Below are 13432 nucleotides of genomic sequence, written 5' to 3'. Positions count from 1 at the left end.
ATCAGAACATCTGATTTCTTTTACTTGTATAAAATCGTGCGTTTCAAGCGACGATAAACACGACAAACAGTACAGGGAGATGAAATCCGTGGCATTTGAATTTAGACTACCAGATATTGGTGAAGGTATCCACGAAGGTGAAATTGTCAAGTGGTTTGTAAAACCTGGTGACGAAGTAAACGAAGACGATGTACTTTTAGAAGTACAAAATGACAAAGCAGTTGTAGAAATTCCTTCTCCTGTTAAAGGAAAGGTATTAGAAATCCTTGTTGGTGAAGGTACAGTTGCAGTAGTAGGAGACGTGTTGATTAAATTAGACGCTCCCGGCTATGAAAACTTAAAGTTTAAAGGACATGATGAAGAGGAAGCACCTAAAGCCGAAGAAGTGAAAGAAGAGGCGCCTCAAGCTGTAACAGCTCCAGCGGCTGAAGCTGAAGAGAATGTACGCGTAATTGCGATGCCTTCTGTGCGTAAATATGCTCGCGAAAAAGGTGTAGATATTCGTCTTGTACAAGGTTCCGGTAAAAACGGCCGTGTAGTAAAATCTGATATTGATGCATTTGCAAATGGTGGACAAGTAGCTGTGGCTGCAGTAGAAGCGCCAAAAGCAGCAGATCAACCGGTGGCAGAAGCAGCGCCAGTTGCAGAAGCGCCAAAAGCACAACCAATTCCAGCTGGCGAGTATCCTGAGACTCGTGAAAAAATGAGCGGTATCCGTAAAGCAATTGCCAAGGCAATGGTAAATTCTAAACAAACAGCACCGCACGTAACGCTAATGGACGAAGTTGATGTAACGGAGCTTGTTGCACATCGCAAAAAGTTCAAAGATGTTGCAGCTGAAAAAGGCATCAAGTTAACATACCTGCCTTATGTTGTAAAAGCATTAACATCTGCACTTCGTGAATATCCAATGCTAAACACATCTTTAGACGATGCTACGCAAGAAGTTGTTCACAAGCACTACTTTAACATCGGTATTGCAGCAGACACTGATAAAGGTCTTCTTGTACCGGTTGTAAAAGATGCAGATCGTAAATCCATTTTTGCTATCTCTTCTGAAATTAACGAGCTTGCAACAAAAGCGCGTGAAGGCCGCTTAGCTCCAAATGAAATGAAAGGTGCATCTTGCACAATTACAAACATTGGTTCTGCAGGCGGACAATGGTTCACACCAGTTATCAACCATCCTGAGGTTGCAATTCTTGGTATCGGCCGTATTGCTGAAAAACCTGTTGTGAAAAACGGTGAAATCGTAGCAGCTCCTGTATTGGCGTTGTCTTTAAGCTTTGACCACCGTCTAATTGACGGCGCAACTGCACAAAAAGCATTGAACCAAATTAAGCGTCTATTGAATGATCCACAATTACTTGTAATGGAGGCGTAATGTGACATGGTAGTAGGAGATTTCCCGATCGAACTAGATACAGTCGTTGTTGGTGCAGGCCCTGGTGGATACGTAGCTGCAATTCGTGCTGCGCAACTTGGTCAAAAAGTAGCGATTATTGAAAAAGGTAACCTTGGAGGCGTGTGCTTGAACGTAGGATGTATTCCTTCTAAAGCATTAATTTCTGCAGGTCACCGCTATGAGCATGCTAAGCATTCTGATGACATGGGTATCATGGCTGAAAATGTAACAGTAGACTTTTCTAAAGTACAAGCTTGGAAAGATAGCGTTGTTAAGAAGTTAACAGGTGGCGTAGCTGGACTTTTAAAAGGTAACAAGGTAGAAATCATTAGCGGGGAAGCGTATTTTGTAGATGCAAACACATTGCGAGTAATGACTGAGTCTGCTGCACAAACATACACATTCAAAAACGCAATTATCGCTACAGGCTCTACACCAATTGAAATTCCTGGCTTCAAGTTTTCTAAACGCGTTATTGACTCTACAGGTGCATTAAGCTTACCTGAAATCCCTAAAAAGTTGGTTGTAGTAGGCGGCGGTTACATCGGTATGGAGCTTGGGACTGCTTATGCAAACTTCGGCACAGAAATTATAATTTTGGAAGCTGGCGAAGAAATTTTAGCTGGTTTCGAAAAATCCATGAGCTCTATCGTTAAGCGGGGCTTAAAGAAAAAAGGCAACGTGGAAATCCACACAAAAGCGTTTGCTAAATCTGTACAAGAGACAGAAACAGGTGTAACTGTAAGCTTTGAAGTAAACGGTGAAATGAAGTCTGTTGATGCTGATTATGTTCTTGTTACAGTTGGTCGTCGTCCAAACACACAAGAGATTGGTCTTGAGCAAGTAGGCGTAAAAATGACTGACCGCGGCGTTATTGAAATTGACAAACAATGCCGTACAAGTGTATCTAACATTTATGCAATCGGTGATATCGTTCCTGGACCACCACTTGCACACAAAGCTTCTTATGAAGGTAAAATTGCTGCAGAAGCAATTAGCGGACATCCGGCAGAAATCGATTATATTGGTATTCCTGCGGTATGCTTCACTGATCCAGAATTGGCGTCTGTCGGTTATACAAAGAAGCAAGCTGATGAAGAAGGCATGCAAGTAGTTGTGTCTAAATTCCCGTTCGGTGCAAACGGTCGTGCATTATCTCTAAACAGCACTGATGGTTTTGTACAACTTGTAACTCGTAAGGAAGATGGCTTAATCGTAGGTGCTCAAGTAGTGGGTGCAGGCGCTTCTGACATTATCTCTGAGCTTGGCTTGGCAATTGAAGCTGGTATGACAGCTGAAGATATTGCGCAAACAATTCATGCTCATCCAACATTAGGTGAAATTACAATGGAAGCTGCAGAGGTAGCACTTGGCATGCCAATCCATATTGTAAAATAAAAAACAAAAAAGAAGCGTCTTTGGACGCTTCTTTTTTTTGTTCTCTACATGAAAAAAGCTCATATAGTAATAACAAATGCGGATGTACAAGGAGTCGGTTTCATGCGAAAAAACGGACTAGTTATGATGTACCATCTTGTGATTTGGATTGGATATTCAATCGTTATCATGCTGTCGCCGAGAGATAGATTACAATCTAAAATTATGTTGTTTGTTATTTTTTTCTATTTTGCGTATGTTGTGGCATGTTCACTTTTACAAAAAAAGGGTAGGGCATTTCGGATCTCAATTGGCAATTGTGTATTTTCATTTTTACTGAGTCGTGCTGCTCAAATTTTTTTCTAGCGCTTATAAAAATACATTATTCTTCCGTTAAACAGATGTAATTCCCCAGACCATTTTTTTGCGATGAACCGGCAAAATTCATTTGCTTTTCCTTTATCACCAAATGTAGCGTTTTTGGGTAATGAAACTTGGATAACAGATTGTTCCGTCCCTATAAAAATAGAACGATAGCGTTCATGGTTTGATGTTAAATGTAACGTAGATGCGGATGTTTCCACAACTTCATATGGAAATGCAGATTGTTCATAAGACCAGTTTAATTGTTGTCCCGTTTGTGAGGTAACCTTTTGATAAGTGTATAATAAATCCTTTACATCCTGAATAGAAACTGTTTGTTTAGCTGAATTTGGAACCAGTTTTACAAAAGCATGTTGCATAAAACTTCCCCCTTGTAACGTCAATATCTGTATTTTAACATTTTTAAAAAATTTAGAAAATAAATAAAACATAAGTAAATCTTATTTTGAAAGTATATTAATACAAATTTATTTGCACAAGCTTTAAAATGTAACATATTATGAACTATAAAATTTATTATTGTGTCACAATAAATGGTATTGACCGAAAGAGTATAACATATTAAAATAACAGTAAGAAAAATAAAAGCGGTTACAAAAACTCTTCGAACCTAGGGGGAATGGAACATGGGAACAATTGTATGCCAAATTTGTGAAAACACGATTGCTCATTTTGAAGATGAAAAAGTAACAGTATTGTACGGAAAGTGCTGCTCTGGTTGCAATAGCTCAGAAAAAAAAGGTGAATAGAAACAAGAGTCTGCATGTGCAGACTCTTGTTTTGCTTTTATACTACACTTGTAGTGTGTCCGATTGTAGCGATGATAGCATCTTCGCGAATTGGAACAACTTTTAGTGTTGTTTGTAGCTTTGTCGCATACTGGCTCATTTCCACACTATTAATACGTGTCGTAAGGTCTGAAAGATAAGCAGACAAAAAAGCTCCTGGAAAGCGCCTTGTATTAAGTGTAATAATAATATCTTCTTTTGTTTTTACACCAACACCATGGCCGTAAAATAAGTTGTCATTTAGGTATATGGTATTTTCTCCTTGCCACTCGATTGTAGCAGGATTAACCTGCGGATTTTTGAAGTACACAAGATCTCCAGGAAGAAGTTCTCCACCGTTTTTAGTCACTAGCTTCAAGTCTTTATCGTAATCCCATGTATAAAGCAACAAATCAGCAAAGAGCTCATTAAAGGCTTTTTCTGTGTATAAATCTAGCAGGGCTTTGTAAATGACAATAATCATGGCTGTTGCACATTCTGTTCCGTATTTGGAACCGTTTTTAAAAATATCACGTATTGCAAAAGCAGGTAATTTATCACGCTTTAGACGAAAGCCACCTTGAGGCGTTATTTCCCAAAACGTATTGTTGCAGTATGCATATTTAAAAGTTCTAAACTGTATCCCGCTATTAAAGAGATCAATACAAGCTAAAATAACACTTACACGAAATTGTACATCAAAAGCAAGCTGGTTAACCGTTTGATAAGCATATACTTCTTGATTACTGGTCATCCCATCTAATATCTTTTGTTTTTCGTCGAAAAAAGGCTCTGTGGAATCTTCTAGCAAAGGAAGCACAACAGAGCGACCAATGACAATCATAATCCACCTCACTTTACGTTTTCTGCAAGATTTTAAGGTATATGAACAAATAGAATGCTAAGATGAAAACAACAAAAAAACGTAAGACTGCTTTACTCAATTATGAGTATGATTTGGCGAGAACTTTTTGGACCCTGAAAATACCTACGTGCCCTCTGGTTCTTTTATCTAGGATGTGATAAAACTCGTTATTGATTTGCAGGACTCTTTTTAAACTGCTTTCCCTATAGGAGCTCTCATCTCCTCTATACCAATCAATAAGTACCTCTTATCGATATCAGACTTTAACACAATCTTTATCAAAAGAATGTTGTTTTTCGACCTGTTCATATACTTTTTTTGTTATCCTATGAGATATGGGCAAAATGGGTGAAAAAATAAGCCCATCAAGTGATGGGCTTATATTCCTTAATAACGCGTAATGTTTTTAATTCCATGTCTTCAGGCCCTTGAACAGGAAGACCTGCTTCCATATTTTTTTGAATGTAATCAAGGTTATCCTGTGTAATGATTTCACCCGGTGTAAAAATTGGGATGCCTGGTGGATATACCATTACAAATTCCGCAATAATTCGTCCTGCAGCTTCTTCAAACGGTACAATTTCTGTCTCTGAATAGAAGGCATCTCGCGGTGATAAAGCTAATACGGGAATATCAGGAACTTGTGCGGCAATTTCTACATTGCCATCTGTTTTTGATTGGAATGTAGCAGATAAATCACGAAGAGCAGCAATTAAAAGGGCTGCCTCTTCTTCGGTATCCCCTAAAGTGATGATACAGAGAATATTGTATAAATCTGACATTTCCACCTCTATATTGTGTTTTTCACGCAGCCAGCGCTCTGCATCGTGTCCTGTAATGCCAAGATCTTTTACTGATATGATGAGTTTAGTTGGATCAAAATCAAACGTAGCATCTGTACCCAGTCGCTCTTCTCCTGGACAATACAGCATATCAATATTATTAACAGCACGTCGAATTTCTTGTGCCAATGCAATTGTCTGGGTAAGTAAAGCTTTTCCTTCTGTTGCTAATCGTTTACGTGCTACATCAAGAGAAGCTAATAAAATATACGAAGTAGATGTAGTTGTAAGCATGCTAATGATAGATTGGACGTGCTTTACGTTTATAAGCCCTTCTTTGACATTTAAGATTGAGCTTTGAGTAAGTGAGCCTCCCAGTTTATGAACACTTGTTGCAGCCATATCTGCACCTGCCTGCATTGCAGATAGAGGCAAGTCTTCATGAAAGTGGATATGAACACCGTGTGCTTCATCTACAAGAACTGGTACGTTGTAAGCATGTGCAATATCAACGATTTGTTTTAAATCGGCGGCAAATCCAAAGTAGGTCGGATTGATTACTAATAATCCTTTAGCATCCGGATGAGCCTCTAATGCATGTTTAACCGAAGCAATCGTCATACCATGTGAAATCCCAAGCACGGGATCGATTTCTGGATGAATAAAAATAGGCTTTGCGCCTGAGAAGATAATCGCAGACATAACGGATTTATGCACATTTCGCGGTACTAGGATTTTGTCACCTGGTCCGCATACGCTCATAACCATCGTCATAATTGCACCGCTTGTACCTTGTACGGAGAAGAAAGTATAATCTGCTCCAAAAGCTTTAGCAGCCAATGCTTGTGCTTCTTTTATCATACCCTTTGGATGATGCAAATCATCTAAAGGTGCAATGTTAATTAAATCAATGGATAAAGCATTATGCCCAATAAATTCCCTGAATTCAGGATCCATTCCTTGTCCTTTTTTATGACCAGGAATATGGAATTGAACGGGATTTTTTTTGCTGTGTTCAACTAAGGCTGTGAACAACGGTGTTTCAAATTGGGACAATCTATACACCCCTTTACCTATAATAAATTTATCTGAACAGTAGCTGTCATTCGATACAAAACAAATGAATTATATCACTAATAAAACTGAATGTATAGGAAAACTATAGATTTTTCATTTAGTCAATTTGATTGCCTAAAATTGGCTTGTAAATTTAGACTTTGTAGTAAAGAAGTGCAAGGTGCAAATTAATTGCAATATGTTTGTTTTTTTACTTCCATTTGAAGTGAATAAGGTTGTAAAGCAATAGTGTAGAAAATGTTCATAGTGTGTAGAGTTCAGTTAAAAATCAATCATAATTGAAAAGAAAATATTTTCCCTAGTAGGAGAAAATATTTTCTGTCCCAAGAGCGTGAAAAATTACGTTTGATATACTAGCGTAAGCTTAGAACAGTCAGCGCAATAGTATGTATAATCATGCTAGAGACTCTTATTTCAAGGTATAAATGCGGGGATGCCTAATGAGATAAGAAACTTATGATGTTTAGGAAGCGAAGAAGGAGTGCTAAGCGTTAGTGAAGAAGTAGTGTAATAAAAAGGAGAGTGGTATAATGAACTGGAGCACACGTCTTACAAAGTTACTGAACATTGAATATCCAATTGTCCAAGGTGGCTTAGCGTATTTGGCATATGCGGATTTGGCAGCCGCTGTTAGCAATGCTGGTGGGCTTGGACAGATTACGGCGATGAGTCTGCCTTCTCCCGAGGCGCTTCGAGAGGAGATACATAAGGTACGCCGTATGACAAACAAACCGTTTGGTGTAAACTATGCAATTGGACAGCATGGTAGACCCTTTGAGCATATGCTAGAGGTTGCTGTTGAAGAGAATGTTCCTGTTGTGACAATGACAGGTGGGAACCCAGCTCCTATTATGAAGCAATTAGAAGGCACGGCTATCAAAAAGCTCGTGTTGGTTGCGGCGAGACGGCAGGCTATGAAAGCAGAAGAACTTGGTGCTGACGCTGTTATGGTGGTCGGACAAGAAGGCGGCGGACATCTGGGTCGCGAAGATGTAGGAACAATCGTATTAGTACCGCAGGTTGTTGATGCTGTATCCATTCCTGTTGTAGCTTCTGGGGGGATTGGTGACGGTAGGGGCTTAATGGCGGCCCTTAGCCTTGGTGCGGAAGGCATTGAGATGGGGACACGCTTTATTGCTACGCAGGAGTGTGTGCATGCTCATCAGGCTTATAAAGACGCTTTGATACAGGGGTCAGAAAGTGACACAGCAGTTATTAAAAGAACATTGGGAGCACCGGCCCGCGTAATCCGCAATGCTTGGACAGATCAAATTTTACAGCTAGAACAGCAAGGGAAAGGTTATGAAGAACTTCAAGATTATATTAGTGGAACAGCAAATAGGGCGTACATATATGAAGGTAACGAAGAGCAAGGATTCGCATGGGCGGGACAAGTGATGGGAAGAATTAAAGATATCCCTACTGTTCAAGAACTATTTGTCCGCATGTTAGATGAAGCTACTACAATTCGAACAAAATGGAAGTCATGAGGTGAAGGCATGGAATATCAATATCCTATGGACTATACTTGGTCCACGGACGAAATCATTGATGTAATTCATTTTTATGAGGGCGTTGAGAAAGCATATGAAGCAGGGCTACAAAAGGATGTATTTATGCGCTTATATCGCCGGTTTAAGGAAATTGTTCCAAGTAAAGCAGAAGAAAAAAAGCTATGTAATGAATTTGAAGAAATGAGTGGGTATTCCGCTTACCGTGTTGTACAAGCGGCAAAATTGCTAGGAGACAGCGACAAAATTAAGATGTGAAAATTGCATGTCATTGAAGTGTGAATCGTCCAAATCCTTTAGTTTGGACGATTTTTTGTTATTTTTACCAAAATTACTTTAAACAGCATAGCTTAGTAAATAAGTAGTAACTCAATGAAATGATAAGTGATATAACGGGATAAGGGTTTTAAATGTACTTTTCACAGCTTCTGTAAAATCATTTCCGTTCGCCAAAATAGGATCGTTAGCTGCAAAATGTCGTCCAATTAAAAATTCAGCTTTTTTAATGTCACGAAAACGTTCAAGAGCGTTTGTTAACTCAATTTCATTCATCGAAGTTACATCTTTCTTCATATGGTCTTGTGAAATAAGAAAGTTTTTTGGAACGGTTGCCTCAATCAAGTTCAAGTTGTTTAAAAATGCACGCGCAATTTCCGCCTTATTAGGCAATTCATAAATAAATGCTAGCCAAATAAAAACATGGTCATCAAACAAACCGATTTGAAAGTGCGGATGTTGTTTATAGCCCCGTTTGTTTGCAGCAATCGCTAACCAAGTATCTTTGGGCGGATTCACTGTACGGCGAGCATGTTTAGCTATATGTAAGAACATTTCTTGACCAAGATGTAGGGAAAGATCGTCTGTTACTATTTGACCGATAGTACGGAACTTTGGACGAATACGTTCTTCAATTGCTGCCATTCGTGCGTCAAGACCTTCTATATGAAAAGTATTAAAATCACTTTTTGTAAAACCTTCGAATTGTATCATCAACGATCTCCTTTGTGGCATTTATTTCTCTTTTTGAAGTCTTAAAAGATAAACTATAGCTGTCGTATTATCTGTAACAAAAGGTCAGGTTTCGCAAACCATCACTCGGTAAGTCTACAATGATGTATTAAGAGCGCGCGGGGAAAAGTAAATTGATATCTATTGTAGCATAGCTTGTACCATTCGAAAAAAATGGTGCTCAAAAAATTTTTTAGGTAAAAATACAAATTTGTTGCATAGAGGATTTATCCCACATAATATAGTATAAAACAAAATAACTGAAAATTAAGTAAATTAAGCTTAGGGGCAAACTACATGAAGGTGGGAGGCAAACAAATGAGACAGGTAATTAACGCACTGAAAAGAACAGATGCAGAAAAGCGGATTCCGGTATTGCGATTAGAGCTCGATTACGAATTAGCGGTATTATATGATGCGATGGTTGAAAATGACGAAACGAAAAAAGAAGAGTGCAAAAGAAAGTTAGAGACGCTCAGACTTGAAATGATTCGCCTAGAAGCGTAATAATAAGGTATGTATAAAACCAAAATTGGTGCGAACCTTATGCATAGGTTCGTTTTTTCTGTGAAAATGAGGTGTTGCAATGGATTGGAATGAGGTAGCGTTACATGCAAAACAGTGGATGCTTGAAGCGGGGGGGCTGCTCAGAGATTCTTTAGAGACGTCTCTCACAATTGAAACGAAATCAAATGCCTCTGATCTTGTAACCAATATGGATCGACATATTGAACAGTTTTTAATTGGAAAAATCTTAGAACAATATCCGCTTCATCGTATTCTTGGTGAAGAAGGGTACGGAAATGAAGAAGGGTCTTTACAAGGAACGTTATGGCTCATTGATCCGATAGATGGCACGATGAACTTTGTTCATCAAAAGCGCAATTTTGTAATCTCTATCGGTATCTATCATAATGGACAAGGAAAGATTGGCTTAGTATATGATCCGGTCCATGACGAAATGTACAGTGCTGTTCAAGGACAAGGTGCTTATTGTAATGATATTGAGATTCCGAAATTAAAGGCAGGGATAGTGGAAGAAAGTGTAATTGGTATTAATGCGACATGGCTGACAAGAAATCGTATGCTGGATTATGAACGTATGGGTGAATTGGTACGACGTTCTAGAGGATCTCGCTCCTATGGATGTGCTGCATTAGAGATGGTGTATGTAGCGACGGGAAGACTAGATGGATATATCACACCAAGACTATCTCCTTGGGACTTCGGCGGGGGAGCAGTTATTTTATCGGAAGTCGGAGGCATTGTTACAAACTTTAACGGGGCAGTTTTGAGTCCTATTGAAAAAGGACCTGTATTAGCAGCGAAACCTGGTGTTTATGAAGAACTTTTAACATATGTAAAGTAAAAACAGACAATGCGACGCACTCTTTCAGACGTCGCATTGTCTGTTTTTAAGCATGCTTACAATTAAAAGTGGCAATACTGAGATACATAAATGACTATGTATCAGGATTGTTTACGTAATTTTCGCTTTGTGACAAATCCGTAGCCGATAGAAACAATCGTTCCAATCACACATACAATGGCACCTGCAGAGCTTTTTTCTGCAATCATAATACCGATGCCTATCATAAAAATAACGGCAACAAGAGCAATCATCAACAACCGATATTGAATATGTTCCATGTTTTCACCTTCCGCAATAATCTCAATTCATGTAGTCTAAAGATAAAAGAACAAATCTTCAAACAGTTTATTCAGTATTTTTATTGTACTGTATGAAATGGTGAGAAAACAACTATATCAATAAAGAAAAACGATATTCTTTTAGATGAATGGGAAAAGTGAGACGTGCCATACTCAGTTCGGATTTGTAATGTATGCAGAGGAGGCGCAATACGGTAAATAGGGTATGTGAGTCAGATATATCATTATGAAAGCGGTTTAGTGAGTAATACGCTACATTAGAGATTGCAACCGGTAGGTTTCGCTCTTATAATAGAAAAGGATGAAAAAGAGACACTAGGAGTTGGATATATTGAAAAAACGAGAAGATTTACGTAATATCGCGATTATCGCCCACGTTGACCATGGTAAAACCACATTGGTTGACCAGTTGCTTCGTCAAGCGGGAACGTTCCGCACCAATGAGCAAGTAGATGAGCGCGCGATGGATTCTAATGACTTAGAGAGAGAACGTGGTATTACAATTTTGGCTAAAAACACAGCCATTAATTATAATAATACGCGCATTAATATTTTGGATACACCGGGCCATGCTGACTTTGGTGGAGAAGTAGAGCGCATTATGAAAATGGTAGATGGCGTACTACTTGTTGTTGATGCTTATGAAGGATGTATGCCACAAACACGCTTTGTATTAAAAAAAGCGTTGGAACAAAAGCTGACACCAATTGTTGTGGTTAACAAAATTGACCGTGACTTTGCTCGTCCAGAAGAAGTGGTTGATGAGGTATTAGACTTATTTATTGAGCTTGGTGCTGATGAAGAACAGTTAGAGTTCCCTGTTGTATTTGCTTCTGGTATTAACGGTACAGCAAGCTTAAGCCCAAATCCGGCTGATCAAGAAGAAAATATGAAATCTCTGTTTGATACAATTGTTGAACATATTCCGGCACCAATTGATAATCACGAGGAACCACTTCAATTCCAAGTTGCATTGCTTGACTATAATGACTATGTAGGGCGTATCGGAATTGGACGCGTCTTCCGCGGTACGATGAAGGTAGGACAACAAGTTGCTTTAATGAAGCTTGATGGTACTGTAAAGTCTTTCCGTGTAACAAAAATCTTTGGTTTCTTCGGTTTGAAGCGTGAAGAAATCCAAGAGGCAAAAGCGGGTGATTTAGTAGCAGTATCTGGTATGGAAGATATTAACGTCGGTGAAACAGTTTGTCCGGCTGAGCATCAAGAAGCGCTTCCTGTACTTCGTATTGATGAGCCGACATTGCAAATGACGTTCCTTGTAAACAATAGTCCGTTTGCAGGCCGTGAAGGTAAATTCGTTACAGCTCGTAAAATTGAAGAGCGTTTGCGCGCACAGTTGCAAACGGATGTAAGTTTGCGTGTTGAAAATACGGATTCTCCAGATGCTTGGATTGTATCTGGACGAGGAGAGCTTCACTTATCTATTCTAATTGAAAATATGCGCCGTGAAGGATATGAATTACAAGTATCCAAACCGGAAGTAATCATCAAAAATATTGATGGTGTACGCTGTGAGCCGGTTGAGCGCGTACAGGTAGATGTGCCGGAAGAGTATACAGGTTCCATTATTGAATCTATGGGCGCTCGTAAGGGTGAGATGCTTGATATGATTAACAATGGAAACGGTCAAGTGCGTCTTGTGTTCATGGTACCAGCACGCGGCTTGATTGGTTATACAACAGAGTTCTTAACGCTAACACGCGGATACGGCATTATCAACCACTCATTTGACAGCTACCAGCCGATGCAGCCAGGACAAGTCGGTGGACGTCGTCAAGGTGTGCTTGTTTCCATGGAAGCTGGAAAAGCGTCTACGTACGGTATTATGCAGGTAGAAGACCGGGGTATCATTTTCCTTGAGCCTGGTACAGAGGTATACGAAGGCATGATTGTCGGTGAACATACGCGTGAGAACGACTTAACAGTTAACATCGTAAAAGTAAAACAAGCGACAAATATTCGCTCTGCAAATAAAGACCAAACAACAACAATGAAAAAGCCTCGCATTATGACACTTGAGGAATCTTTAGAATACTTAAACGAAGATGAGTATTGTGAAGTAACACCTGAGTCTATCCGTTTGCGTAAAAAGATTTTGGATAAAAACGAACGAGAACGTATTGCTAAAAAGAAAAAGTATGCGGAAATGGAGCAATAAAATAAGAATCCCGACAAAATTGTCGGGATTTTTTTTGTAGACAGTTCAAATAAAGAGCGTTACTCTTATAGTAACATAAGCAAAAGGGGAGAAATAAAAGTGGATGTATTGGAGAGAATGTCATTTTTTGCAAGGCTTTACAATGTAGCCGAGAATCCGGAAATTGGCATGTGGTGGCTGTACGGTACAATCATTGTACTTAGTATATTGGTATATAATCTTGGGTTTGCTAGAAAGCTACCGATGTTGCAGAATGTCATTATATACATACTGCTTATTTTAGGTTGCTCTATTTTAACTTTTTTTGCAATCTTTTTACCTGTAGCGGAAGGATTAGTGGTAGCGGCTATCGTATTGGGAATTTATAAACTGCGTTTGCATCAAGCAAAGCAGGCTTAGGAGGGAC

The 13432-nt window shown here is 39.1% G+C and carries 14 protein-coding genes; 9 read left to right on the top strand and 5 right to left on the bottom strand.

Annotation, left to right across the window (positions count from 1 at the left end):
• The first annotated feature begins 88 nt into the window (after nucleotides 1-88).
• Both MUG87_RS06620 and lpdA read left to right on the top strand, forming a co-directional pair.
• Entirely contained in the window at nucleotides 89-1384 is a 1296-nt protein-coding gene (locus tag MUG87_RS06620; protein ID WP_247086669.1) for a dihydrolipoamide acetyltransferase family protein, read from the top strand.
• A gap of 6 nt (nucleotides 1385-1390) precedes the next feature.
• The gene (gene lpdA, locus MUG87_RS06615; protein WP_247086667.1) at nucleotides 1391-2803 is read left to right on the top strand and encodes a dihydrolipoyl dehydrogenase; all 1413 of its coding nucleotides are present in this window, start codon (nucleotides 1391-1393) and stop codon (nucleotides 2801-2803) included.
• A 341-nt stretch (nucleotides 2804-3144) separates the two neighbouring features.
• On the opposite strand, the gene MUG87_RS06610 is transcribed toward lpdA, so the two are convergent.
• Entirely contained in the window at nucleotides 3145-3525 is a 381-nt protein-coding gene (locus MUG87_RS06610; RefSeq protein ID WP_247086665.1) for a DUF1885 family protein, read from the bottom strand.
• 267 nt (nucleotides 3526-3792) lie between these two features.
• Between MUG87_RS06610 and MUG87_RS06605 the strand changes: the two genes are divergently transcribed.
• Entirely contained in the window at nucleotides 3793-3915 is a 123-nt protein-coding gene (locus tag MUG87_RS06605; RefSeq protein WP_247086663.1) for a GapA-binding peptide SR1P, read from the top strand.
• Nucleotides 3916-3952: 37 nt separating this feature from the next.
• On the opposite strand, the gene MUG87_RS06600 is transcribed toward MUG87_RS06605, so the two are convergent.
• Entirely contained in the window at nucleotides 3953-4777 is an 825-nt protein-coding gene (locus MUG87_RS06600; protein WP_247086662.1) for a protein-glutamine gamma-glutamyltransferase, read from the bottom strand.
• 386 nt (nucleotides 4778-5163) lie between these two features.
• Complete coding sequence (locus MUG87_RS06595; protein ID WP_247086661.1) at nucleotides 5164-6636, bottom strand: aminotransferase class I/II-fold pyridoxal phosphate-dependent enzyme; 1473 nt, start codon at nucleotides 6634-6636, stop codon at nucleotides 5164-5166.
• Between the two features lie 551 nt (nucleotides 6637-7187).
• Here MUG87_RS06595 and MUG87_RS06590 point away from each other — a divergent pair.
• Both MUG87_RS06590 and MUG87_RS06585 read left to right on the top strand, forming a co-directional pair.
• Complete coding sequence (locus MUG87_RS06590) at nucleotides 7188-8147, top strand: NAD(P)H-dependent flavin oxidoreductase (protein WP_247086660.1); 960 nt, start codon at nucleotides 7188-7190, stop codon at nucleotides 8145-8147.
• 9 nt (nucleotides 8148-8156) lie between these two features.
• Entirely contained in the window at nucleotides 8157-8426 is a 270-nt protein-coding gene (locus tag MUG87_RS06585; RefSeq protein ID WP_247086659.1) for a UPF0223 family protein, read from the top strand.
• Between the two features lie 111 nt (nucleotides 8427-8537).
• Here MUG87_RS06585 and MUG87_RS06580 read toward each other — a convergent pair whose 3' ends face one another.
• The gene (locus MUG87_RS06580) at nucleotides 8538-9155 is read right to left on the bottom strand and encodes a YktB family protein (protein ID WP_247087546.1); all 618 of its coding nucleotides are present in this window, start codon (nucleotides 9153-9155) and stop codon (nucleotides 8538-8540) included.
• A gap of 339 nt (nucleotides 9156-9494) precedes the next feature.
• On the opposite strand from MUG87_RS06580, the gene MUG87_RS06575 reads away from it, so the two are divergent.
• Both MUG87_RS06575 and MUG87_RS06570 read left to right on the top strand, forming a co-directional pair.
• Nucleotides 9495-9683 carry a hypothetical protein gene (locus tag MUG87_RS06575; RefSeq protein ID WP_124564900.1) on the top strand — a complete coding sequence of 63 codons (189 nt, stop codon included), beginning with the start codon at nucleotides 9495-9497 and terminating at the stop codon, nucleotides 9681-9683.
• Nucleotides 9684-9762: 79 nt separating this feature from the next.
• Nucleotides 9763-10545, top strand: a complete 783-nt coding sequence (locus tag MUG87_RS06570; protein WP_247086658.1) for an inositol monophosphatase family protein — start codon at nucleotides 9763-9765, stop codon at nucleotides 10543-10545.
• A gap of 101 nt (nucleotides 10546-10646) precedes the next feature.
• Here the strand turns inward: MUG87_RS06570 and MUG87_RS06565 are convergent, their stop codons facing one another.
• Nucleotides 10647-10826: a DUF5325 family protein gene (locus tag MUG87_RS06565; protein ID WP_247086657.1), complete on the bottom strand. Its 180-nt coding sequence runs from the start codon at nucleotides 10824-10826 to the stop codon at nucleotides 10647-10649.
• A 349-nt stretch (nucleotides 10827-11175) separates the two neighbouring features.
• Here MUG87_RS06565 and typA point away from each other — a divergent pair, with 349 nt between their 5' ends.
• Together typA and MUG87_RS06555 are read left to right on the top strand one after the other, a co-directional pair.
• Complete coding sequence (typA, locus tag MUG87_RS06560; protein ID WP_290429022.1) at nucleotides 11176-13026, top strand: translational GTPase TypA; 1851 nt, start codon at nucleotides 11176-11178, stop codon at nucleotides 13024-13026.
• A gap of 117 nt (nucleotides 13027-13143) precedes the next feature.
• The gene (locus MUG87_RS06555) at nucleotides 13144-13425 is read left to right on the top strand and encodes a YlaH-like family protein (RefSeq protein WP_247087544.1); all 282 of its coding nucleotides are present in this window, start codon (nucleotides 13144-13146) and stop codon (nucleotides 13423-13425) included.
• The last annotated feature ends 7 nt before the right edge of the window (nucleotides 13426-13432 follow it).

The organism is Ectobacillus sp. JY-23 (genome assembly GCF_023022965.1).
Lineage (GTDB): Bacteria > Bacillota > Bacilli > Bacillales > Bacillaceae_G > Ectobacillus.
Note: the sequence above shows the minus strand (reverse complement) of the source record. Positions and strands in the feature narration are given on the sequence as shown.

What these genes read in the sequence shown, in the direction of transcription:
- lpdA (WP_247086667.1), top strand. Translation starts at nt 1,391, where the DNA reads ATGGTAGTAGGAGATTTCCCGATCGAACTAGATACAGTCGTTGTTGGT.
- MUG87_RS06610 (WP_247086665.1), bottom strand. Translation starts at nt 3,525, where the DNA reads ATGCAACATGCTTTTGTAAAACTGGTTCCAAATTCAGCTAAACAAACA.
- MUG87_RS06605 (WP_247086663.1), top strand. Translation starts at nt 3,793, where the DNA reads ATGGGAACAATTGTATGCCAAATTTGTGAAAACACGATTGCTCATTTT.
- MUG87_RS06600 (WP_247086662.1), bottom strand. Translation starts at nt 4,777, where the DNA reads ATGATTGTCATTGGTCGCTCTGTTGTGCTTCCTTTGCTAGAAGATTCC.
- MUG87_RS06590 (WP_247086660.1), top strand. Translation starts at nt 7,188, where the DNA reads ATGAACTGGAGCACACGTCTTACAAAGTTACTGAACATTGAATATCCA.
- MUG87_RS06585 (WP_247086659.1), top strand. Translation starts at nt 8,157, where the DNA reads ATGGAATATCAATATCCTATGGACTATACTTGGTCCACGGACGAAATC.
- MUG87_RS06575 (WP_124564900.1), top strand. Translation starts at nt 9,495, where the DNA reads ATGAGACAGGTAATTAACGCACTGAAAAGAACAGATGCAGAAAAGCGG.
- MUG87_RS06570 (WP_247086658.1), top strand. Translation starts at nt 9,763, where the DNA reads ATGGATTGGAATGAGGTAGCGTTACATGCAAAACAGTGGATGCTTGAA.
- MUG87_RS06565 (WP_247086657.1), bottom strand. Translation starts at nt 10,826, where the DNA reads ATGGAACATATTCAATATCGGTTGTTGATGATTGCTCTTGTTGCCGTT.
- MUG87_RS06555 (WP_247087544.1), top strand. Translation starts at nt 13,144, where the DNA reads ATGTCATTTTTTGCAAGGCTTTACAATGTAGCCGAGAATCCGGAAATT.